The organism is Burkholderia sp. MS455 (assembly GCF_016899445.1).
GTDB classification, from domain to species: domain Bacteria; phylum Pseudomonadota; class Gammaproteobacteria; order Burkholderiales; family Burkholderiaceae; genus Burkholderia; species Burkholderia pyrrocinia_C.
On the sequence record NZ_CP041779.1, the window covers coordinates 3,321,784 to 3,342,065 of the forward strand.

Sequence of the window (20,282 nt, forward strand, 5' to 3'; positions counted from 1 at the left end):
CCCCGCCTTTCCGCCTTTCCGCCTTCCAAACGCGCACCGAGGCGCGCCCGACGCGATGCACCATCAGCGCCCATCGCGTCACGAAATCTTCATTCAATTCCCCGCGAGCGGTGCCGTTAAGCCGGATATCCCGTCGATTCGGCTGCCCTCGCCCATGCCCGCGCTCCATTCCGACTCCGCTGCCGCCAGCATCACGCGCCTGATCGCGGATCGCGCGCTCGCCGCCGTTTTCCAGCCGATCGTCGATCTCGGGTCGGGGACGGTCGTCGGCTACGAAGGCCTGATACGCGGCCCGCGCGGTACCGACCTCGAGCCGCCCGCCGCGCTGTTCGCGCAGGCCGCGCGCGAAGGCGCGACCATCGTGCTCGAACAAGCCGCCGCGCTCGCCTGCCTCGACGCGTTCGCGGCGCTCGGCTGCGACGGCAAGCTGTTCCTCAATTTCAGCGCGGGCACGATCCTGCAGCTCGCCCGCGAACGCGAGCGCGCGCGCCACTTTCTCGGCCGCGCGCGGGTCGGCGCCGAGCGCATCGTGATCGAGCTGACCGAGCAGAACGCGATACCGGATGTCGCGCACTTCGGGCCGGCGGTCGCGTCGCTGCGCGATGCGGGCATCCAGTTCGCGCTCGACGACTACGGCACCGCGAACGCGAGCATGAACCTGTGGCTGCGCCTGCAGCCGGACGTCGTGAAGATCGACCGCTTCTTCATCCACGACATCGCACGCGACCCGCTCAAGTTCGAGGCCGTGAAGGCCATGCAGCACTTCGCGCAGGCGAGCGGCGCGCGACTGATCGCGGAAGGCATCGAGAACGAATGCGACCTGATCGTCGTGCGCGACATGGGGATCTGCTGCGTGCAGGGCTTCCTGCTCGGCCGGCCGGACGCGCAGCCGTCGCGGGTCGTCGCGCCGGCCGCGCGCGATGCGATCCGCGCGCCGCACATCGCGGTGTTTCCCGGCGCGACGCGCACCGTGCGGCCGGCCGGCACGATCGCCTCGAAAATGCTCGTCGCCGCGCCGGCACTGCCGCGCGACGCGACCAGCAACGACGTGCTCGACCTGTTCAACCGGATGCCCGACCTGCACGCGGTCGCGCTGGTCGAACGCGGGCGGCCCGTCGCGCTCGTGAATCGCCGCGGCTTCATCGACCGCTTCGCGCTGCCGTATCACCGCGAGGTGTTCGGGAAGAAGCCGTGCCTGCAGTTCGCGAACGACGCGCCGCTGATGATCGACAACGCGACGACGTTCGAGCAGCTCGCGACGCTGCTCGCGAGCCACGACCAGCGCTATCTCGCGGACGGCTTCGTGATCACCGAACACGGCCGCTACGTCGGGCTCGGCACCGGCGAGAGCCTCGTACGCGCGGTGACCGAGATGCGCATCGAAGCCGCGCGCTACGCGAACCCGCTGACGTTCCTGCCCGGCAACATCCCGATCAGCGCGCATATCGACCGCCTGCTCCAGCGCGATGCCGGCTTTCATGCGTGCTATGTCGACCTGAACCAGTTCAAGCCGTTCAACGACCAGTACGGCTACTGGCAGGGCGACGAGGTGCTGAAGTTCGCCGCGACGGTGCTGGCCGGCGTGTGCGACCCGCAGCGCGACTTTCTCGGGCACGTCGGCGGCGACGATTTCCTCGTGCTGTTCCAGCGCGACGACTGGCACGTGCGCGCGACCGACGCGATCGCGCGCTTCAACGACGGCGCGCAGCGCTTCTACACGCAGGCCGACCGGCAGGCGGGCGGGCTGCGCGGCGAGGACCGCCACGGCAACCCGGCATTCTTCGGCTTCGTGACGATGGCGATCGGTGCCGTCGGCGTGCCGGCCGGCGCGCACGGCGCGAAGCGCTACGGCAGCGACGAGATCGCGTCGGTCGCGGCGCTCGCGAAGCGGCGCGCGAAACAGCAGCCGGGCGGACTCGCGGTCGTCGATCTCGACGCGGGCCGCGCCGCGCTGCGCAATCGCGGCGAACCGCCGACGGTGGCGGCGACGGTCGCGGCGGACTGAACGGCGGGCAATCGTCGAGCGCGGATACGGCTGCGCTCCGGGCGACGGAGACGGGCATCCGCCCGTCAACCAGCCGAATCGTTGCGCATCGGCTGCCGGCCGCTCGTGCAGGTCGCCGGGCACGCTGCGCAGACGCTCGAAACAGCCCGTTTTCCAGCATATTCCCGCCCCCTTCCCGCCAGTCGCCCGCGCCGCCGGGCGCACGCACGACCACCTTGCCTTTTTCGCGTTTTGTTTAGTATTTTTAGTAACGGCGTTTTCGCAGATTAGCGCTTAAAAACCCGTTATTCACGGGTATTCCCCGGTTATCCGGCCCGAATTTCGCGATATGTTTTACTATACAATCGCTTTCACCCTAAACAAACCGAACCCCGAACGATGGGCACCACCATTCGCGATGTCGCGCGGGCGGCAGAGGTCTCGATCGGCACCGTCTCCCGCGCGCTGAAAAACCAGCCGGGCTTGTCGGAAGCAACGCGTGCGCGCATCGTCGAGATCGCGCAGCAGCTCGGCTACGATCCCGCGCAGTTGCGGCCGCGCATCCGCCGGCTCACCTTCCTGCTGCACCGCCAGCACAACCGCTTTCCCGCGAGCCCGTTCTTCTCGCACGTGCTGCACGGCGTCGAGGACGCATGCCGCGAGCGCGGCATCGTGCCGACGCTGCTCACGGTCGGCCCGAACGACGACGTGCTGCGCCAGATGCGCCCGCACGCGCCCGACGCGATCGCGGTCGCCGGCTTCATCGAGCCCGAGACGATCGAGGCGCTCGCCGCGACCGGCCGGCCGCTCGTGCTAATCGACCTGTGGGCGCCCGGGCTGCGCTCGGTCAACATCGACAACGCGACGGGCGCCGCGCTCGCGATGCGCCACCTGCTCGCCACCGGCCGCTCGCGGATCGCGTTCATCGGCGGCTCGCCCGCGCACTACAGCATCGCGCAGCGCGCGATCGGCTACCGGCGCGCGTTCTTCGAGGCCGGGCGGCTGTTCGATCCCGCGTACGAAGTGACGATCGACGCGGGGCTCGACCCCGACACCGGCGCCGCGCGTGCGATGGAGCAACTGCTCGACGCGCCGGGCCCGCGCCCCGACGCCGTCTTCGCATACAACGACGCGGCCGCGCTGGCCGCGCAGCGCGTGTGCACCGCACGCGGCCTGCGGATTCCGGACGACATCGCGATCGTCGGCTTCGACAACATCCCGGCCGCCGCGCACGCGAGTCCGCCGCTCACGACGCTCGCGGTCGACAAGGAAGCGCTCGGCCGCCGCGGCGTCGAACTGCTGCTCGCCGAAGCGCCCGAGCGCACCGAGATCTCCCTGCCCGTCGAGCTGATCGTGCGGGCCAGCAGCCAGCCCGCCGGCTCTCCGGCACTCGATACCGCCACGGTCACCGAATCATGAACATGCCCCCGGTCCAACCCTGCACGGCCGCGCCGGCCGCCCACACGCAAGCCGCGCCGCTCGTCGCGAATTTCCGCGATCCGTCGTTCCTGCTGTCGCACATCGAGGACACGCTGCGCTTCTACGCGACGAATGCGTACGACCCGACGGGCGGCTTCTATCACTACTTCCGCGACGACGGCAGCATCTACAACCGCACGTCGCGCCACCTCGTCAGCAGCTGCCGGTTCGTCTTCAACTACGCGATGGCGTACCGGCATTTCGGCGACCCGCGTCATCTCGACTACGCGCGCCACGGGCTGCGCTTCCTGCGCGACGCGCACTGGGACGACGAACTGCAGGGCTACGACTGGGAACTCGACTGGCGCGACGGCGCGAAGCGCGCGACGCTCGACGGCACGCGCCACTGCTACGGGCTCGCGTTCGTGCTGCTGGCGGCCGCGCACGCGACGATGGCCGGCATCGACGAGGCGCGTCCGCTGATCGCGGCGACCTACGAGCTGGCCGAGCACCGCTTCTGGGATGCGGCCGCGGGCCTGTATGCGGACGACGCGACGCCGAACTGGATCGTGTCGTCGTACCGCGGCCAGAACGCGAACATGCACATGACGGAGGCGCTGCTCGCGGCCTACGAGGCGACCGGCCACCTCACGTACCTCGATCGCGCGGAAAAGCTCGCAAGCCACGTCACGCAGCGCCAGGCCGCGCTGTCGGGCGGGCTCGTATGGGAGCACTACCACGCGGACTGGTCGGTCGACTGGGACTACAACAAGGAAGACAGCTCGAACATCTTCCGTCCGTGGGGCTTCCAGCCCGGGCACCAGACCGAATGGGCGAAGCTGCTGCTGATCCTCGAGCGGCACCGCCCGCTCGACTGGCTCGTGCCGCGCGCGGCCGAACTGTTCGACGCGGCGCTCGCGCACGCGTGGGACGCCGATCACGGCGGCCTGTACTACGGCTTCGGCCCCGACTTCACGATCTGCGACCACAACAAGTACTTCTGGGTGCAGGCGGAAACCTTCGCGGCGGCCGCGATGCTCGGCGCGCGCACCGGCAGCGAGCGCTTCTGGGACTGGTACGACGAGATCTGGCGCTATAGCTGGACGCATTTCGTCGACCACCGCTACGGCGCGTGGTACCGGATCCTCACCTGCGACAACCGCAAGTACAGCGACGAGAAGAGCCCGGCCGGCAAGACCGACTATCACACGATGGGTGCGTGCTACGACGTGCTCGCGACCCTTGCGCGCACGGTGCGCAGCGAGCCGACGCAATGAGCGGCGGCACGTTTCCGGCTTTCGTGTCGGCGGGCGACATCCTGACCGACATGGTGCGCGCGGGCGATGCGCAGTGGACGTCGGTGCCGGGCGGCGCCGGCTGGAACGTCGCGCGCGCGGTCGCGCGGCTCGGCGTGCCGAGCGCGCTCGCGGGCTCGATCGGCGAGGACTGCTTCTCCGACGTGCTGTGGCGCACGAGCGAAGCGGCCGGGCTCGACCTGCGCTTCCTGCAGCGCGTCGCACGGCCGCCGCTGCTCGCGATCGTCCACGAGACGCGCCCGCCCGCGTACTTCTTCATCGGCGAAGCGAGCGCCGATCTCGCGTTCGATCCCGCGCGGCTGCCGGCCGGCTGGACCGGCCACGTGAAATGGGCGCATTTCGGCTGCATCAGCCTCGTGCGCGAACCGCTCGCGGGCACGCTGGCCGCGCTCGCGGCCGACCTGCACGCGCGCGGCGTGAAGATCAGCTTCGATCCGAACTACCGGAACCTGATGACGGCCGCGTACCGGCCGACGCTGGAGAAGATGGCTGCGCTCGCCGACCTGATCAAGGTGTCCGACGAGGACCTGCGGCACCTGTTCGGCGGCGACGGCCCCGACGCGGTCGCGGCGGTGCGCGCGCTGAACCCGCGCGCGTCCGTGCTCGTCACGTGCGGCGCGCAGGCGGCGACGCTGTATGCCGACGGCGACGTGCACGAGGCCAGCCCGCCGCGCGTCGAGGTGGTCGATACCGTCGGCGCGGGCGACGCGTCGATCGGCGGCATGCTGTTCAGCCTGATGGCCGCGCCGCAGCGATCGTGGCGCGAGCATCTCGCGTTCGCGCTGGCGGCGGGCGCTGCCGCATGCCGGCACACGGGCGCGCACGCGCCGACGCTCGACGAAGTCGTCGCGCTGATCGAGGGCTGATCGTCGAGGGCTGATCGAACGGTGACCGAGCGCCGCGACCGGACACCGCGACCGGACACCGTTCGGTCACCGATAAGCCGCGCTGTACATGCTGCGCCGCAGTGCTACGATGAAGTGTCCTTTTGCGGGAGAGGCACGATGGACACGAACACGTTCACGAAGGGCATCTACACGGCCAAGGCGCATACCCAGCATTCGGCCAACGGGCAGTTCCAGGGTTACGTGATTCTCTCGAAGGACGACGGGGACGACACCGAGAACACGCGCTATGACGTCCACTCGACGAGCCCCAGCGAGGAAGAAGCGTTTGACGAGGCGAAGGCGCTTGCGCACCGGATCCTCGGCGAGATCGAGCTGTAACGCGCACCGCCCTTTCCGGCGCGGCTCAGAGCAGCCGCGCCACCATCGATACCAGCATCGTCAGCACCAGCGTCGACATGAACGGGAACGGGTAGCGCCGCCCGCCGAGCGTCAACGTGACGTCGCCCGGCATCCGCCCGATGCCGAGCTTGCCGAGCCACGGCCAGCAGCGCGTCAGGATCATCACCGCGACGAACGACGTCATCAGCCAGCGCAGCATGCCGGCCTCAGAGCGCGTGCGAGCGGTCGCCGCGCGCGAACGCGTCGAGCGTGCCGTCGATGCCGCGCGAAAAGGCGATCACCTTGAACAGCTCGCCCATCTCGGCTTCGGAAATCAGCTTCTGCACCGCGTTCGCGGCCGGCAGGAACTGCCGGATGTCGGACGGGTCGATCGCGGCCAGCGCGTCGGTGATGCCCGCGTTCAGCAGGAAGCGCGCCTGCGACGTGTAGCCGAGCAGGTCGGCGCCGGCGGCGACGGCCGCGTCGTAGATGCCGGTGAATTCGACGTGCGCGGTGATGTCCTGCAGGCCCGGGTACAGGAACGGGTCGTCGTGTGCGTGGTGGCGGTAGTGGCACATCAGCGTGCCGCGGTCGCGCTGCGGATGGTAGTACTCGTGCGCGGGAAAACCGTAGTCGACCAGCAGCACCGCGCCGCGCGCGAGCATCGTGCAGACGGTGCGCGTGAACGCCAGCGCGGCCTCGTGCGTCTCGGTCACGTAGCCGTCGGCGACCTCGGCGGTAAGCGCCGCGAGCACCGGCGGCCGGCTGGCCGGCGCGGCCGGCCGGTCCTCGAACACGAACGCGCGCCGCGCGTCGAGCGCGACGCCGCGCTCGTGCCACGCGCCGTCCGCCTTCACGAACAACCGCACCGGCATCGCATCGAGCACCTCGTTGCCGACCACGACGCCCTCGAACCGCTCGGGCAGCGCGTCGAGCCAGCGCACCTTCGCGGCGAGCGCCGGCGCGTCGGCCGCGATCGTGTCGCGCTGACGTTCGCGCAGCTCGCCGGACAGGTCGACGATCAGGTATTCGTCGAGCTCGACGCCCAGCGCGTCGAGCGCCGCGAGCAGCCCGGCCGCGAGCTTGCCCGTGCCCGCACCGAATTCCATCACGCGGCGCGTGCCGCTCGCCGCGAGCGCTTCCGCGACCGGTTGCGCCAGAGTTTGCGCGAACAGCGGCGACAGCTCGGGCGCGGTGACGAAGTCGCTGCCGTCGTCGGCGCGGCGCCCGAACTTGCGCGCGCCGCCGCTGTAATAGCCGAGGCCCGGCGCGTACAGCGCGCGCTCCATGAAGCGGTCGAACGGCAGCCAGCCGCCGGCCGCCGCGATCTCGTCGCGCAGTTGCGCGGCAAGGGTTTCGGACTGCGCGAGCGCGTCAGGGCCGGGAGCAGGTAAACTAGCGGGTTCGTGAGCTTTCGGGTTCATCCCGGCATTGTAAATGACCGTTTCAGCCGATACGTCGACCCTGCGCGTGGTGCTCGTCGCGGGTGCCCTGGGCAGCGCGGCCGACGCCGCGTCGATCGGTCGTGCGCTCGCGACGGAATTCGCGCGCCGCGGCTGGGACGTCGCGCTGCAGCGCAGCCACGGCGCGCCGCGCGCGGCCGCCGATGCGATCGTCGCCGAAGTCGCGGCGCTCGGCCGCCATGCGGCCGTGCTCGACGCCGATCTGGCCCTGGAAGCCGACGCGGCCGCGCTGGTCGCCGCGTGCGGCGCGGCGCTCGGCCGGCCCGCGTGCGCGGTGTTCGTGAGCGCCAGTGCGGGCGCCGACGACGCGCACACGGTGGACGGCGCGTCGCTCGCCGGCGCGCTCGCGCGCAACGTGACGGCGCCGCTCGCGCTGGCCCGCGCGCTCGCCGATGCGACGCCCGACGCCGCGCGCGAGCACGAAGCGCTGCGCGCGTGCGCGATCCACGTGCTGGACCAGGCACTGTTTCACCCGGCGCCGGCACAGTTGTCGCACGCGCTGATGCAGGCCGCGCTGAACCGCGCGACGTCGGCGCTGGCGCTGGCGCTCGCGCCGAAGGTGCGGGTCGCGGCACTGGTGCGCGGCCACGCGGCGCATGCGGACGACATCGCGGCGGCCGCCTGCTATCTCGCGAGCGCGCCCGGCGTCACGGGCGCGACGCTGACCGTCGACGGCGGCGAGCACCTCGTGCCGCCCGCCGCCGGCCCGAATGAATGAACCGCGGGCGCGCGGCCTGACTGCCGCCGCCCGCGCCGCTTTGCGTGCGCGCACGCCAATTTGACTGGGACGACCATGTTTTCCGCTCTCCTGCACCCCCGCCTCGCGGATTGCCGCAGGCTCTACCTGCGCGATTACGAGGTGCACATCAACATCGGTGCCTTCGAACACGAGAAGCGCGGCGAGCAGCGCGTCGTCATCAACGTCGACCTGTTCGTGCCGCTCGCGCTGTCCACCCCCGTCGACGATCGTCTCCATGAAGTCGTCGACTACGACCTGATGAAGCAGAGCGTCGCGCAATGCATGGCGCGCAGCCACATCCACCTGCAGGAAACGCTGTGCGACGCGATCGCCGCGCACCTGCTGGCGCACGATGCCGTGCGCGCGGTACGCGTCTGTACCGAGAAACCGGACGCCTATCCGGACTGCGACGCCGTCGGCGTCGAAGTCTTTCGCATCAAGGACGAGGAGCGCGCATGAACGCCCCCCACATGAACGACACGGCGGCCGACGCCGCCACCCTCGACGCGGCCGCCCCGGCCGGCCGCCAGGCGCTGACGCGCCGCGAGCAGAAGGAAGCGTACGAGAACAACAAGCTGTTCAAGCGGATCGTGCGCCAGGTCGGCCAGGCGATCGGCGACTACAACATGATCGAGCACGGCGACAAGGTGATGGTCTGCCTGTCGGGCGGCAAGGACAGCTACGCGATGCTCGACGTGCTGCTGCGCCTGCGCGAGCGCGCGCCGATCGACTTCGACATCGTCGCGGTGAACCTCGACCAGAAGCAGCCGGGCTTCCCCGAGCACGTGCTGCCCGAATACCTGAAGCAGGTCGGCGTGCCGTTCCATATCGAGAACCAGGACACCTACAGCATCGTCAAGCGGCTCGTGCCCGAAGGCAAGACGACCTGCTCGCTGTGCTCGCGGCTGCGCCGCGGGATCCTGTACCGCGTGGCCGGCGAGCTCGGCGCGACCAAGATCGCGCTCGGCCACCACCGCGACGACATCGTGCAGACGCTGCTGCTCAACATGTTCTACGGCGGCAAGCTGAAGGGGATGCCGCCGAAGCTGCAGTCGGACGACGGCAAGAACATCGTGATCCGCCCGCTCGCGTACGTGAAGGAAACCGATCTCGAGAAATACGCGGAGCTGCGCGAATTCCCGATCATCCCGTGCAACCTGTGCGGCAGCCAGCCGAACCTGAAGCGCGCGGAAATGAAGGCGCTGATCCGTGAATGGGACAAGCGCTTCCCGGGCCGCGTCGAGAACATGTTCAACGCGCTCGCGAAGGTCGTGCCGTCGCACCTGATGGACACGACGCTGTTCCCGTTCACGTCGCTGCGCGCGACGGGCGTTGCCGATCCGCAGGGCGACATCGCGTTCGACGAAGAACCGTGCGCGTCGGGCGACGACGCCGCGGCGCCGGGCGCCGCGCAACCGATCTCGATCGTCCAGTTCGACGACCTGTAAGCGGGGTCGGAAGACCCGCCGGAACGGGGCGCCAGCCGCCCTTTCCGGCGCCGCCGGGCCCGCGCGGCGGGCCCGGAACGGCGGGGGCCGCATGCTAAAATGGACGGCTTCGAACTCCTCTGACAAGCTGGCGCCATGAATATCGTGATTTTGGCGGCAGGCACCGGCAAGCGCATGCGTTCCGCGCTGCCGAAAGTGCTTCACCCCCTGGCCGGCAGGCCGCTCCTCTCCCACGTCATCGACACCGCGCGCACGCTGCAGCCGTCCCGGCTCGTCGTCGTCGTCGGTCACGGCGCCGAGCGGGTCCAGGCTGCCGTCGCCGCGCCCGACGTCCAGTTCGCGGTACAGGCCGAGCAGCTCGGCACCGGCCACGCGGTGCGCCAGGCGCTGCCGCTGCTCGATCCCGCGCAACCGACGCTCGTGCTGTACGGCGACGTGCCGCTCACCCGCGCGTCGACGCTGCGACATCTCGTCGACGCCGCGCGCGACGGCCGCTACGGAATTCTGACCGTCACGCTCGACGATCCGACCGGCTATGGCCGCATCGTGCGCGACGCGGCAGGCTTCGTCACGCGCATCGTCGAGCAGAAGGACGCGTCGCCGGAACAGCTGAAGATCGCCGAGATCAACACCGGCATCATCGTCACGCCCACGGCCCAGCTGTCGATGTGGCTCGGCGCGTTGAAGAACGAAAACGCCCAGGGCGAGTACTACCTGACCGACGTCGTCGAGCTCGCGATCGAGGCCGGCTTCGAGGTCGTCACGGCGCAGCCCGACGACGAATGGGAAACGCTCGGCGTGAACAGCAAGGCGCAGCTCGCCGAACTCGAGCGCATCCACCAGCGCAATGTCGCGCAAGCGCTGCTCGTCGACGGCGTCACGCTCGCCGATCCGGCGCGCGTCGACGTGCGCGGCACGCTGCGCTGCGGCCGCGACGTGTCGATCGACGTGAACTGCGTGTTCGAAGGCAACGTGACGCTCGCCGACAACGTGACGATCGGCGCGAACTGCGTGATCCGCAACGCGTCGGTCGGCGCCGGCACGCGCATCGACGCGTTCTCGCACATCGACGGCGCCGAGCTCGGCGCGAACACCGTGATCGGCCCGTACGCGCGGCTGCGCCCCGGCGCACAGCTCGCGGACGAAGCGCACGTCGGCAACTTCGTCGAGGTGAAGAACGCGGTGATCGGCCACGGCTCGAAGGCGAACCACCTCACGTACATCGGCGACGCCGACATCGGCGCGCGCGTGAACATCGGCGCGGGCACGATCACCTGCAACTACGACGGCGCGAACAAGTTCCGCACCGTGATCGAGGACGACGTGTTCGTCGGCTCCGACACGCAGCTCGTCGCGCCCGTGCGCGTCGGCCGCGGCGTGACGATCGCCGCCGGCACGACGATCTGGAAGGACGTTGCCGACGGCCTGCTCGCATTGAACGAGAAGACCCAGACGACGAAGAGCGGCTACGTCCGCCCGGTCAAGAAGAAAAGCTGAACCCTTTGCGGGCGCCCCGGCGGCGCCCGCGTCGACCTACAGGATTGACCATTCATGTGCGGCATTGTCGGCGCAGTTGCGCAGCGTAATATCGTTCCGGTGCTGATCGAAGGATTGCGGCGCCTCGAATACCGTGGCTACGACTCGTGCGGCGTCGCCGTGCTCGAGCCGGGCGCACCGAAGCGCGCGCGCAGCGTCGCGCGCGTCGCCGATCTCGACGCGCAGGTGCGCGAATCGCACCTCGAAGGCACGACCGGCGTCGCGCACACGCGCTGGGCGACGCACGGCGCGCCCGTCACGCACAACGCGCACCCGATCTTCTCGTCGGACGCGCTCGCGCTCGTCCACAACGGCATCATCGAGAACTTCGAGCCGCTGCGCGAAGCGCTGCGCGCGAAGGGCTACGAATTCGTGTCGCAGACCGACACCGAAGTGATCGCGCACCTCGTGCACAGCCTGTACCGCGGCAACCTGTTCGACGCGGTGCACGAAGCCGTGCAGCAGCTGCACGGCGCGTATGCGATCGCCGTGATCCACAAGGACCAGCCGCACACCGTCGTCGGCGCGCGCCAGGGTTCGCCGCTCGTCGTCGGCCACGGCGACGGCGAGAACTTCCTCGCGTCCGATGCGCTCGCGCTCGCGGGCAGCACCGACCGCTTCACGTTCCTCGAGGAAGGCGACGTGTGCGAGCTGTCGCTCGACGGCGTGAAGATCGTCGACCGCCACGGCGCCACCGTGCAGCGCGACATCCGCGTGGTCAGCGCATACGGCGGCGCGGTCGAGCTTGGGCCCTATCGCCACTTCATGCAGAAGGAAATCTTCGAGCAGCCGCGCGCGATCGGCGATACCGTGCCGCAGACCGACGCGTTCGACGCGACGCTGTTCGGCGACGCCGCGCCCGCCGCGTTCGCGGACATCGACAGCCTGCTGATCCTCGCGTGCGGCACGAGCTACTACTCGGGCCTCACCGCGAAGTACTGGCTCGAATCGATCGCGAAAATCCCGACCCAGGTCGAGATCGCGAGCGAATACCGGTACCGCGAGTCGGTGCCGAACCCGCGCCAGCTCGTGCTGGTGATCTCGCAGTCGGGCGAGACGGCCGATACGCTCGCGGCGCTCAAGCACGCGCAGTCGCTCGGCCACACGCATACGCTCGCGGTCTGCAACGTCGCGACGAGCGCGATGGTGCGCCTGACCGAAATGCAGTTCCTGACGCACGCGGGCACCGAGATCGGCGTCGCGTCGACCAAGGCGTTCACCACGCAGCTCGTCGCGCTGTTCGTGCTGGCCGCGACGCTCGGCAAGCTGCGCGGGCACGTCGACGCCGCGCAGGAAGCCGAATTCCTGAAGCAGTTGCGCCACCTGCCGGCCGCGCTGAACAGCGTGCTCGCGCTCGAACCGCAGATCATCGCGTGGTCGGAGGAATTCGCGCGCAAGGAAAACGCGCTGTTCCTCGGCCGCGGGCTGCACTACCCGATCGCGCTCGAAGGCGCGCTGAAGCTGAAGGAAATCTCGTACATCCACGCCGAGGCCTATCCGGCCGGCGAACTGAAGCACGGGCCGCTCGCGCTCGTCACCGAAGCGATGCCGGTCGTCACGGTCGCGCCGAACGACACGCTGCTCGAGAAGCTGAAGTCGAACATGCAGGAAGTGCGGGCGCGCGGCGGCGAGCTGTACGTATTCGCCGATGCCGATACGCAGATCGTCAACGACGACGGCCTGCACGTGATCCGGATGCCGGAGCACTACGGGCAACTGTCGCCGATCCTGCACGTCGTGCCGCTGCAACTGCTCGCGTATCACACCGCGTGTGCGCGCGGCACCGACGTCGACAAGCCGCGGAACCTCGCGAAATCGGTGACGGTGGAGTAAGGCAGGACGACCGGGATGGCCCTCGCCGGGCCGTCCCGGCTGCGTATCGGTGAGAAGCAGGCCATTCGGCCAGGTCGAAATATGTACCACGTAGTGGTATATAATCCTGTGCTAACTCGACCGGCCCGACATGCCTGCTTCCATACGACGCGTCTTCAAGACGAAGTGGTTTCACAAGGCAGCCAGAAAGGCAGGAATCGCCGATGCCGAACTCTGCCGCGCCGCGCGGGAACTGGCGCGCGGCCAGGGCGTCGAGCTCGGCGGCAACGTCTGGAAAAAGCGCCTGGACGGGAATCGGCACCGCGGGATCGTGCTGAGCAAGGTCGGGCAGGCGTGGGTTTTCGTGTTCCTGTTCGCAAAACGCGACAGGGGCAACATCGACGAACGCGAACTGCGCGCCTTCAGAAAGCTCGCCGCGGATGTCGGGCGCCGCACCGACGCCGATATCGCGACGCTGATCGCACTGAAAGAGCTTGTGGAGATTTGCAATGGCTAAGAGTCGATTCAAGAGCGACGCAACGGAGGCGATCCACAGCGCCGCGTCGGGCCTCTATCGCGCAAACCTGATCGACAAGAAAACGATGCGCGAATACGACGATCTCTGCATCGAAGCCGCCCCGCAGTTCGATCCGCAAGCGATCGCCCGCATCCGCAAATCCGTCAACGTCAGCCAGAGCGTATTCGCGCTCTACCTGAATACGACGACGTCGACGATCCGCCAATGGGAACAGGGCGACAAACGGCCGAGCGGCATCGCCGCGCGGATGCTCCAGATCGTCGAGAAACACGGGCTCGAGGTGTTCTCCTGAGCCGACTTCCCCGAATGCGCATAAGCGGCCGACCGAACGCGGTCCGCACCGGACACCGCGACGCGAGCCGCAACGAATATGACGGAGAGACAATGGTAAGACTGTTTGGATGCGGATTGCTGGCGCTGACGTTCGCGTCGACGAGCTGGGCCGCCGAGCACTACGTCGAGGTCTGGAACCCGCCCGAGGCGCGACGGCCGGCGGCCCGTACGCCGGAAGGCCGTACGCCGGACGCCCATACGCCGGCCGCGCACGCGGGCGCCGATGCACGCGCCGGCAAGAGCGCCGAGAAGCACGCGAGCGCAACGCCGAAAGCCGCTGCGAAACCGCACAAGCGTCGTGTCACGCAAACCGTGAAAGCCGGCTCGCCTCGCCCGCCCGCCGCGGCCGAGGCGCCGGTCGCACCGCGCCCCGTCGCGCAGCCCGCGCCGGGCCGTCTCACGGTGATGCAGCCCGCCGACCCCGACGAGACGCACGCGCTCAACTTCTCCGACATCCCGCGGCAATACACGCCGGACGGCAACGTGCTGCGGGTCGGCACGCACAACCGCTCCGCGGAGGTGACTCGATAATGGAAGCGCAAAACTACCTCGGCTACCAGATCTGGGGCCACGCGATCCTGCAGCAGGACGAGATCCTGCAGCCCGAACGCTTCGCGGCGAGCGGCACGATCACGCAGAACAACAAGCTCGTCGAAGCGTCCGGCGTGCTCGGCGTATTCGACACCGAGGACGACGCGCGCGAGGCCGGGCTCGAATGGGCCCGCGCGTGGATCGACAGCCACCGCTGACCGGCGCGCGGCCGACCTCGGGCTGACCGCGAGCCGCAAACGAAAGAAGGGGCGTCATGGACGCCCCTTCTTTCGTTCGAACCCGGGAAAACTCACGCGGCATGCCGTGGCGGCCTCATCGTCGCCTGCGGACGACCGACGAGCCGCGTCAGCACGACGATCGCCGCCAGCGTCGCGACGTACGCGGCGATCTGGATGCCCGCCGGACGCGCGGTATAGCCGATCAGCGTATGCAGCGCCTTGCCGACGATGCTCGACTCCTTCAGCAGCCACGACGTGTCCCAGATCGCATCGCCCCACGACGGCACGAGGCCAGCCGCCAGCAGGAAACCGACGCACTGGCTCGCCATCCCGGCCGCCAGCAGCACGATCAGCCCGTTGGTGACGGAGAACAGGCGCTTCAGCGGAATCTGCAGCAGACCCGCATACATCGCATAACCGAGCCCGGCTCCGCCGAGCACGCCGAGCAGCCCGCCGACGACCATCTGCGGCGTCTGCCCCGGATCGCCCGCGGCGATGCCGTACAGGAACAGCACGGCCTCGGAGCCTTCGCGCAGCACCGCGACGCCGACCACGATCGCCAGCCCCGTCAGCGGCCGGCTGCCGGCCGCGACGGCCCGTCCGACTTCGCCCATGTGCAGCGCCATCTCGCGGCCGTGCCGGCTCATCCAGATGCAGTGCCAGGCCAGCATCAGCGTCGCGACGAACATCACGCCCGCGTTGAATACCTCCTGCCCCATGCCGGACGCCCACTGCGAGATCACGTCGGCGAACGCCGCGATCAGGCCCGCGCCGACCACGCCGCCGACGAGCCCGCCGCCGACCCACCAGCCGCGCCGCGGCACGCCCTTCGTGGCGGCCATCACGATCGAGACCACCAGCGCGGCCTCGAGCACTTCACGAAAGACAATCAGCGCGGTAGACAGCATGGCGGGATTCGCTTACTTGACGGTCAGGTGGGTCTTCGACTGCGCTTCGTGATACTCGTCGTGAAACTCGTAAGTGCCGGCCTTCAGCGGCCCGACCAGGATCTCGGCCGACTTGCCGGCGGGAATGACCTTCTCGGCCTTGAAGTCGTCGCTCTCGAATTCCGCGGGCGTCGCATCGAGGTTCTTCACGACGAACTTCACTTTCTTGCCGGCCGGAATCGTCACGCCATCGGGCGAAAACTTGTGGTCCTTCAGCGTCAGGTTGACGACGTCGTCGGCGGCGAATGCGGTGGCGGCCGACGCGGCCAGCAGGACAGCGGCGAAACCCAGTGCGAAACGGTTCATGTACGTAATGAAATGAAATATCGAAGGACATTGATAGTAAGATCGATTCGCATTTCCATATCGCGTACCCTTACTTCCGTTATGGAGATAGCGCTTCACAAGTGCGTGCCGCGCGTTGCCAGGCAAGGCGCTCATCGCATGGTGGCGACCGCGCACCGGCGTCAATCGGGAAAGATTCCGACTGACACATGCGACTGTCCTCCTATTTGTCTGACCTCACCCTGACGAATCATTTCGCCGCGCCGGGCGACAACGCATGCATCGGGCTGCATGAATGCGCTTGACCTTCCCACCATGGCAAGCTTCATGCTGACCCTGCTCGTCAATCGTCAACTCAGGAGAACACGATGGAATTCGAAGTCCAGGACATGACCTGCGGCGGCTGCGCCAATGCAATCACGCGCGCGGTGACGGCCGCCGATCCCGCCGCGAAGCTCGATATCGACGTCGCGACGAAGATCGTCAAGGTCGAATCGGCGCAAGGCGCCGAGCGCGTGCAGTCGATCATCGAAGCCGCCGGCTTCCACCCCGCGCTGCGCACCGCATAACGCGGACTTCTGGCTGCGGGCCGCGGGCGCACCGCCTCGCGGCGCTGCGCCCGCGGCATCGCGTCAGCGCAGCCGGATCAGCGTCGACTTCAGCTCGGTGTACTTCTCGAGCGCATGCAGCGACTTGTCGCGGCCGTTGCCCGACTGCTTGTAGCCGCCGAACGGGAAGTTCATGTCGCCGCCCTCGTCGTAGCAGTTCACCCACACCGTGCCCGCGCGCAGCCGGCGCGACACGTCGTGCGCGGTCGTCAGGTTCGACGTCCATACGGCCGCGGCCAGCCCGTATTCGGTGTCGTTAGCGATCCGCACGGCCTCGTCGACGTCGTCGAACACGATCACCGACAGCACGGGCCCGAAGATCTCCTCGCGCGCGATCTTCGCATCGGGTTTCACCTCGAACACCGTCGGCTCGACGTAGAAGCCGCCCGTCTCCTCCTTCACGCGCGCACCGCCCGTGACGAGCCTGCCTTCGCTGCGCCCGGCCTCGATATAACCGAGCACGCGCTCGAGCTGGATGCCGTCGACGATCGCGCCCATCGACACCGACGGATCGAGCGGGTTGCCGGGCACGTACGCGCGCGCGGCCGCCACGAGCTTCTCGATGAATACGTCCTTGATGTCGCGATGCACGAGCAGCCGCGAGCCGGCCGTGCACATCTCGCCCATGTTGTAGAAGATCGCGCCGGCCGCCGCCTGCGCGGCGCGGTCGAGATCGGGACAATCGGGCAGCACGATGTTCGGCGACTTGCCGCCGAGTTCGAGCCATGCGCGCTTCAAATTCGACTGCGCGGCGTACTGCATGATCAGCTTGCCGACCGCCGTCGAGCCGGTGAATGCGATGCAGTCGACGTCGCGATGCAACGCGAGCAGCTTGCCGGGTTCGCCCGCGCCCGGCACGACGTTGAACACGCCGGCCGGGATGCCGGCTTCGTACGCGAGCTGTGCGACGCGAATCGCGGTCAGCGGCGACTTCTCCGACGGCTTCAGCACGACGCTGTTGCCGGCCGCGAGCGCGGGGCCGAACTTCCATGCGGCCATCAGGATCGGGAAGTTCCACGGCACGACGGCCGCCACCACGCCGACCGGCTCGCGCGTGACGAGACCGACGAGATGATGATCGGCCGGCGCGACTTCGCCGCCGACCTTGTCGATCGCTTCCGCAAACCATTCGACGCAATACGCGGCGCCCGGCACGTCGACCGTCGTCGTGTCGCCGATCGGCTTGCCCGCGTCGAGCGTCTCGAGCAGCGACAGTTCGTCGAGATGCTCGTGCATCAGCGCGGCCCAGCGCAGCAGCACGGCCTTGCGCGCACGCGGGTTCAGGCCGGCCCATACGCCCGCGTCGAACGCGCGGCGCGCGGCCGCGACCGCCGCGTTCACGTCGGCTTCGCCGCAATCGGCGACCTTCGCCAGCACGCGGCCGTCGATCGGGCTCACGCAGTCGAACGTCTTGCCGCCCTGCGCGTCGCGCGACGCGCCGTCGATGAATGCGCGCCCTTCGATCTCGAGCGACGCCGCCTTGTCCTGCCAGTCAGCCAAAGTCAACTTGTTCATCAGGATGCCTCAATGTTGTGGCATTCGCGGTGCGACGCGCCGCGCGCATCATGTGCGGCCGGCCGCGAATGCGGTGACGCGCGGTCAGAAGGTTGCCGGCGAATTGGCCGACACGACCTCGCAGATCTGTTCCGCGCTGGGATTGCGAAAACGGTGCGGCAAACGGCTTTCGAAGTAGTAGCCGTCTCCGGGGTCGAGCAGCCACGTCGCGCCGTCGACGGTCAGCTCGAGCCGACCCGATACGACGACGCCGCCCTCGTGCCCAGCGTGCACGAGCATCTCGGGCCCCGTATCGGCGTGCGGCTGGTAGATCTCGCGCAGGATGCACATGTTGCGGTCCTTCACGCTCGCGCCGACCAGATGAAACGCGAGCGTGTCGTTGCCGAGGTTCGGCATCTCGGCGCGACGCGATACGACCGTGCGCGATTCGACGAGCTCGAACGTAAAGAACTCCGCGAGACTCATCGGGATGCATTCGAGCAGCTTCTTCAGCGAGCCGACCGACGGGCTCACACGGCCCTGTTCGATCAGCGAGATCGTGCCGTTGGTCACGCCGGCGCGCTTCGCGAGTTCGCGCTGCGACAGGCCATGCTTGTTGCGCACGAAACGCAGGCGCTCGGCGACTTCGGTGGACATCGATTCGGTTTCGGACACGATAAGTGCGATGACAAAGTGAAACGACGCAGTGGACAGCCGTTGAATATTCTAATCACTTTATGCCGTGCATCAGCCGGGAAAACCCTGAAAGGCGTTCGAAATAATGAACACCGCCCCGATTATTCCTTTTGCGAATCTTTGTTTTCACTGCTCGGGAAAGCCCTGATACAGGACCGTTAAAAAACATTTGACGCCGTTTTTGGCTCGTATATGCTGGCTCTCAGGTCAGCGTCATTTGGCTTTCACAGGCAGCAAAACGCGTTATTGCAACGCAAAAATTGATGCCCATCAATGTAAATGACGTGTAACCGGCGCCTTGATTATTTTAAACGCCCAGCGCGTCGAAACGGTCAGGTGTTCAATACTTTCAACAACCCAGTCGAGTGTAATCGTGAGAGTCCGTGGCCCTCTGGTGAGGTGGGATCGAAGCGTGGCGCGAAGTTCGCGCAGCGCGGCGTCCCCTTCCGATGGCAGTTGCGGCTGGCATAGTCCTCGCCTGCAGCATCTGTCGATCTACACCATCCTGTCCCGTCGTTCCGTTCGGCGCCACAACGCCGTTTCCGCACGCGCATTCGTCGCCGTCGATACCGACGAAGTGGCGTCGCTGCTGCCGTAGCGCCTCTCCTTTCTTTACGTCGTTCGTTTTGTCTGCCGATTCGCCAACCGCATCGTCCATGCGGTGACGGAACGCGTTCGCGCATTCGTTGCCGCGTCGCGTATCGCAACCCAACGAACGACGGCCTGATCGTCGCGCGCAGCGCGGATCGCCACGTCATCCCGCTGCGCCCATTCACCAGCGGCCTTGCGCTCTGCGCCAGGCTGCGGGGCCGTGTCGCGCCTGCGTTTTGCAATATCCGACCCGACGCACGCCACAGCCCTACGGATTACTGATTGACGTCATGGAAAGGAAACCCCTCGTCGGCATCACCGCCGACCACACGCAAATCGGCGCACACGCGTCGCATACGGTCGGCGACAAATACGTCGCCGCGATCGTCGACGGCGCGCAGGCGCTCGCGATGGTGCTGCCCGCGCTCGGCGAGCGCCAGTCGGCTGACGACATCCTCGACACGGTCGACGGCCTGCTGTTTACCGGCAGCTACTCGAACGTCGAGCCGCACCTGTACGGCGGCGAGCCGAGCGCACCCGGCACGAAGCACGACCCGGCACGCGACGCGACGACGCTGCCGCTGCTGCGTGCGGCGATCGCCGCGGGCGTGCCGGTGCTCGCCGTCTGCCGCGGCTTCCAGGAGCTGAACGTCGTCTACGGCGGCACGCTGCACCAGCGCGTGCACGACGTGCCGGGCCTCGCCGATCACCGCGAGGACAACGCCGCGCCGATGGACACGCAATACGGCCCCGCACACGTCGTGCACCTGACGCCCGGCGGCAAGCTGCACGCGCTCGCCGGCGGCCGCGATGAAGTGCGCGTGAACTCGCTGCACCAGCAGGGCATCGCGCAGCTCGGCTCCGGCCTCGCCGTCGAGGCGGTCGCACCGGACGGCCTGATCGAGGCCGTCAGCGTCGTCGATGCCCCGGCTTTCGCACTTGCCGTGCAATGGCACCCGGAATGGCGGCATGCGCAGGATCCGCTGTCGAGCGCGATCTTCCGCGCCTTCGGCGACGCCTGCCGCGCCCGCCGCACTGCCCGCACGCGCGCCACGGCCGCCGCCGCGCTCGCCTGAG

At 68.3% G+C, this 20,282-nt stretch carries 23 protein-coding genes; 17 read left to right on the forward strand and 6 right to left on the reverse strand.

The window, feature by feature from the left end:
* Nucleotides 1–154 precede the first annotated feature (154 nt).
* The 5 genes from FPJ27_RS34415 to FPJ27_RS34435 all read left to right on the forward strand — a co-directional run bounded on the left by FPJ27_RS34415 (nt 155) and on the right by FPJ27_RS34435 (nt 5,945).
* Nucleotides 155–2,005 carry a phosphodiesterase gene (locus FPJ27_RS34415; RefSeq protein ID WP_204424813.1) on the forward strand — a complete coding sequence of 617 codons (1,851 nt, stop codon included), beginning with the start codon at nt 155–157 and terminating at the stop codon, nt 2,003–2,005.
* 378 nt (nt 2,006–2,383) lie between these two features.
* Nucleotides 2,384–3,403 (forward strand): LacI family DNA-binding transcriptional regulator, encoded by a 1,020-nt coding sequence (locus FPJ27_RS34420; protein ID WP_072437468.1) that lies wholly within the window; start codon nt 2,384–2,386, stop codon nt 3,401–3,403.
* Nucleotides 3,400–4,680 carry an AGE family epimerase/isomerase gene (locus tag FPJ27_RS34425; RefSeq protein ID WP_204424816.1) on the forward strand — a complete coding sequence of 427 codons (1,281 nt, stop codon included), beginning with the start codon at nt 3,400–3,402 and terminating at the stop codon, nt 4,678–4,680. Before FPJ27_RS34420 ends, FPJ27_RS34425 begins: the two co-directional genes overlap by 4 nt.
* Nucleotides 4,677–5,585, forward strand: a complete 909-nt coding sequence (locus FPJ27_RS34430) for a carbohydrate kinase (RefSeq protein ID WP_204424818.1) — start codon at nt 4,677–4,679, stop codon at nt 5,583–5,585. The genes FPJ27_RS34425 and FPJ27_RS34430 overlap by 4 nt, the downstream gene beginning before the upstream one ends.
* A gap of 138 nt (nt 5,586–5,723) precedes the next feature.
* Nucleotides 5,724–5,945 carry a hypothetical protein gene (locus FPJ27_RS34435; protein ID WP_072437474.1) on the forward strand — a complete coding sequence of 74 codons (222 nt, stop codon included), beginning with the start codon at nt 5,724–5,726 and terminating at the stop codon, nt 5,943–5,945.
* 25 nt (nt 5,946–5,970) lie between these two features.
* Here the strand turns inward: FPJ27_RS34435 and FPJ27_RS34440 are convergent, their stop codons facing one another.
* Nucleotides 5,971–6,165 carry a DUF2905 domain-containing protein gene (locus FPJ27_RS34440; RefSeq protein WP_031399528.1) on the reverse strand — a complete coding sequence of 65 codons (195 nt, stop codon included), beginning with the start codon at nt 6,163–6,165 and terminating at the stop codon, nt 5,971–5,973.
* 7 nt (nt 6,166–6,172) lie between these two features.
* Entirely contained in the window at nt 6,173–7,369 is a 1,197-nt protein-coding gene (locus tag FPJ27_RS34445; protein ID WP_204424825.1) for an SAM-dependent methyltransferase, read from the reverse strand.
* A gap of 13 nt (nt 7,370–7,382) precedes the next feature.
* On the opposite strand from FPJ27_RS34445, the gene FPJ27_RS34450 reads away from it, so the two are divergent.
* The 9 genes from FPJ27_RS34450 to FPJ27_RS34490 all read left to right on the forward strand — a co-directional run bounded on the left by FPJ27_RS34450 (nt 7,383) and on the right by FPJ27_RS34490 (nt 14,563).
* Complete coding sequence (locus FPJ27_RS34450; protein ID WP_175963752.1) at nt 7,383–8,126, forward strand: SDR family oxidoreductase; 744 nt, start codon at nt 7,383–7,385, stop codon at nt 8,124–8,126.
* Nucleotides 8,127–8,201: 75 nt separating this feature from the next.
* A complete protein-coding gene (locus FPJ27_RS34455) occupies nt 8,202–8,606 on the forward strand; it encodes a dihydroneopterin aldolase (protein WP_204424827.1) in 405 nt (134 codons plus the stop codon).
* Entirely contained in the window at nt 8,603–9,595 is a 993-nt protein-coding gene (gene ttcA / locus FPJ27_RS34460) for a tRNA 2-thiocytidine(32) synthetase TtcA (RefSeq protein WP_034179228.1), read from the forward strand. The genes FPJ27_RS34455 and ttcA overlap by 4 nt, the downstream gene beginning before the upstream one ends.
* Nucleotides 9,596–9,730: 135 nt before the next feature.
* The gene (gene glmU, locus FPJ27_RS34465; protein ID WP_204424829.1) at nt 9,731–11,092 is read left to right on the forward strand and encodes a bifunctional UDP-N-acetylglucosamine diphosphorylase/glucosamine-1-phosphate N-acetyltransferase GlmU; all 1,362 of its coding nucleotides are present in this window, start codon (nt 9,731–9,733) and stop codon (nt 11,090–11,092) included.
* 54 nt (nt 11,093–11,146) lie between these two features.
* Complete coding sequence (gene glmS, locus FPJ27_RS34470) at nt 11,147–12,964, forward strand: glutamine--fructose-6-phosphate transaminase (isomerizing) (protein WP_204424837.1); 1,818 nt, start codon at nt 11,147–11,149, stop codon at nt 12,962–12,964.
* A 130-nt stretch (nt 12,965–13,094) separates the two neighbouring features.
* Nucleotides 13,095–13,460, forward strand: coding sequence for a type II toxin-antitoxin system RelE/ParE family toxin (locus tag FPJ27_RS34475; RefSeq protein WP_204424844.1), 366 nt, complete (start codon nt 13,095–13,097; stop codon nt 13,458–13,460).
* Nucleotides 13,453–13,773 (forward strand): DNA-binding transcriptional regulator, encoded by a 321-nt coding sequence (locus FPJ27_RS34480; protein ID WP_034179231.1) that lies wholly within the window; start codon nt 13,453–13,455, stop codon nt 13,771–13,773. The genes FPJ27_RS34475 and FPJ27_RS34480 overlap by 8 nt, the downstream gene beginning before the upstream one ends.
* 92 nt (nt 13,774–13,865) lie before the next feature.
* Nucleotides 13,866–14,345 carry a hypothetical protein gene (locus FPJ27_RS34485; RefSeq protein WP_204424846.1) on the forward strand — a complete coding sequence of 160 codons (480 nt, stop codon included), beginning with the start codon at nt 13,866–13,868 and terminating at the stop codon, nt 14,343–14,345.
* Nucleotides 14,345–14,563: a hypothetical protein gene (locus FPJ27_RS34490; RefSeq protein ID WP_072437493.1), complete on the forward strand. Its 219-nt coding sequence runs from the start codon at nt 14,345–14,347 to the stop codon at nt 14,561–14,563. Before FPJ27_RS34485 ends, FPJ27_RS34490 begins: the two co-directional genes overlap by 1 nt.
* 92 nt (nt 14,564–14,655) lie before the next feature.
* Here FPJ27_RS34490 and FPJ27_RS34495 read toward each other — a convergent pair whose 3' ends face one another.
* The gene (locus FPJ27_RS34495) at nt 14,656–15,492 is read right to left on the reverse strand and encodes an FTR1 family protein (RefSeq protein ID WP_204424850.1); all 837 of its coding nucleotides are present in this window, start codon (nt 15,490–15,492) and stop codon (nt 14,656–14,658) included.
* Nucleotides 15,493–15,504: 12 nt separating this feature from the next.
* The gene (locus tag FPJ27_RS34500; RefSeq protein WP_204424852.1) at nt 15,505–15,837 is read right to left on the reverse strand and encodes a cupredoxin domain-containing protein; all 333 of its coding nucleotides are present in this window, start codon (nt 15,835–15,837) and stop codon (nt 15,505–15,507) included.
* Nucleotides 15,838–16,184: 347 nt separating this feature from the next.
* Here FPJ27_RS34500 and FPJ27_RS34505 point away from each other — a divergent pair, with 347 nt between their 5' ends.
* Entirely contained in the window at nt 16,185–16,385 is a 201-nt protein-coding gene (locus FPJ27_RS34505; RefSeq protein WP_047899211.1) for a heavy-metal-associated domain-containing protein, read from the forward strand.
* A gap of 63 nt (nt 16,386–16,448) precedes the next feature.
* Here FPJ27_RS34505 and FPJ27_RS34510 read toward each other — a convergent pair whose 3' ends face one another.
* Together FPJ27_RS34510 and FPJ27_RS34515 are read right to left on the reverse strand one after the other, a co-directional pair.
* The gene (locus tag FPJ27_RS34510; RefSeq protein ID WP_204424854.1) at nt 16,449–17,939 is read right to left on the reverse strand and encodes an aldehyde dehydrogenase; all 1,491 of its coding nucleotides are present in this window, start codon (nt 17,937–17,939) and stop codon (nt 16,449–16,451) included.
* Between the two features lie 84 nt (nt 17,940–18,023).
* Entirely contained in the window at nt 18,024–18,575 is a 552-nt protein-coding gene (locus FPJ27_RS34515) for a cupin domain-containing protein (RefSeq protein ID WP_072437665.1), read from the reverse strand.
* 412 nt (nt 18,576–18,987) lie between these two features.
* Here FPJ27_RS34515 and FPJ27_RS36690 point away from each other — a divergent pair, with 412 nt between their 5' ends.
* Nucleotides 18,988–19,212, forward strand: coding sequence for a hypothetical protein (locus FPJ27_RS36690; RefSeq protein ID WP_072437498.1), 225 nt, complete (start codon nt 18,988–18,990; stop codon nt 19,210–19,212).
* Between the two features lie 283 nt (nt 19,213–19,495).
* Entirely contained in the window at nt 19,496–20,281 is a 786-nt protein-coding gene (locus FPJ27_RS34520) for a gamma-glutamyl-gamma-aminobutyrate hydrolase family protein (RefSeq protein WP_204424856.1), read from the forward strand.
* The last annotated feature ends 1 nt before the right edge of the window (nt 20,282 follow it).

What these genes read in the sequence shown, in the direction of transcription:
- FPJ27_RS34485 (WP_204424846.1), top strand. Translation starts at nt 13,866, where the DNA reads ATGGTAAGACTGTTTGGATGCGGATTGCTGGCGCTGACGTTCGCGTCG.
- glmS (WP_204424837.1), top strand. Translation starts at nt 11,147, where the DNA reads ATGTGCGGCATTGTCGGCGCAGTTGCGCAGCGTAATATCGTTCCGGTG.
- FPJ27_RS34480 (WP_034179231.1), top strand. Translation starts at nt 13,453, where the DNA reads ATGGCTAAGAGTCGATTCAAGAGCGACGCAACGGAGGCGATCCACAGC.
- FPJ27_RS34430 (WP_204424818.1), top strand. Translation starts at nt 4,677, where the DNA reads ATGAGCGGCGGCACGTTTCCGGCTTTCGTGTCGGCGGGCGACATCCTG.
- FPJ27_RS34515 (WP_072437665.1), bottom strand. Translation starts at nt 18,575, where the DNA reads ATGTCCACCGAAGTCGCCGAGCGCCTGCGTTTCGTGCGCAACAAGCAT.
- FPJ27_RS34455 (WP_204424827.1), top strand. Translation starts at nt 8,202, where the DNA reads ATGTTTTCCGCTCTCCTGCACCCCCGCCTCGCGGATTGCCGCAGGCTC.
- FPJ27_RS34425 (WP_204424816.1), top strand. Translation starts at nt 3,400, where the DNA reads ATGAACATGCCCCCGGTCCAACCCTGCACGGCCGCGCCGGCCGCCCAC.
- FPJ27_RS34505 (WP_047899211.1), top strand. Translation starts at nt 16,185, where the DNA reads ATGGAATTCGAAGTCCAGGACATGACCTGCGGCGGCTGCGCCAATGCA.
- FPJ27_RS34510 (WP_204424854.1), bottom strand. Translation starts at nt 17,939, where the DNA reads ATGAACAAGTTGACTTTGGCTGACTGGCAGGACAAGGCGGCGTCGCTC.
- FPJ27_RS34500 (WP_204424852.1), bottom strand. Translation starts at nt 15,837, where the DNA reads ATGAACCGTTTCGCACTGGGTTTCGCCGCTGTCCTGCTGGCCGCGTCG.
- FPJ27_RS34450 (WP_175963752.1), top strand. Translation starts at nt 7,383, where the DNA reads ATGACCGTTTCAGCCGATACGTCGACCCTGCGCGTGGTGCTCGTCGCG.
- ttcA (WP_034179228.1), top strand. Translation starts at nt 8,603, where the DNA reads ATGAACGCCCCCCACATGAACGACACGGCGGCCGACGCCGCCACCCTC.
- FPJ27_RS34490 (WP_072437493.1), top strand. Translation starts at nt 14,345, where the DNA reads ATGGAAGCGCAAAACTACCTCGGCTACCAGATCTGGGGCCACGCGATC.
- FPJ27_RS34520 (WP_204424856.1), top strand. Translation starts at nt 19,496, where the DNA reads ATGGAAAGGAAACCCCTCGTCGGCATCACCGCCGACCACACGCAAATC.
- FPJ27_RS34435 (WP_072437474.1), top strand. Translation starts at nt 5,724, where the DNA reads ATGGACACGAACACGTTCACGAAGGGCATCTACACGGCCAAGGCGCAT.
- FPJ27_RS34420 (WP_072437468.1), top strand. Translation starts at nt 2,384, where the DNA reads ATGGGCACCACCATTCGCGATGTCGCGCGGGCGGCAGAGGTCTCGATC.
- FPJ27_RS34495 (WP_204424850.1), bottom strand. Translation starts at nt 15,492, where the DNA reads ATGCTGTCTACCGCGCTGATTGTCTTTCGTGAAGTGCTCGAGGCCGCG.
- FPJ27_RS34475 (WP_204424844.1), top strand. Translation starts at nt 13,095, where the DNA reads ATGCCTGCTTCCATACGACGCGTCTTCAAGACGAAGTGGTTTCACAAG.
- FPJ27_RS34440 (WP_031399528.1), bottom strand. Translation starts at nt 6,165, where the DNA reads ATGCTGCGCTGGCTGATGACGTCGTTCGTCGCGGTGATGATCCTGACG.
- FPJ27_RS34445 (WP_204424825.1), bottom strand. Translation starts at nt 7,369, where the DNA reads ATGAACCCGAAAGCTCACGAACCCGCTAGTTTACCTGCTCCCGGCCCT.
- glmU (WP_204424829.1), top strand. Translation starts at nt 9,731, where the DNA reads ATGAATATCGTGATTTTGGCGGCAGGCACCGGCAAGCGCATGCGTTCC.
- FPJ27_RS34415 (WP_204424813.1), top strand. Translation starts at nt 155, where the DNA reads ATGCCCGCGCTCCATTCCGACTCCGCTGCCGCCAGCATCACGCGCCTG.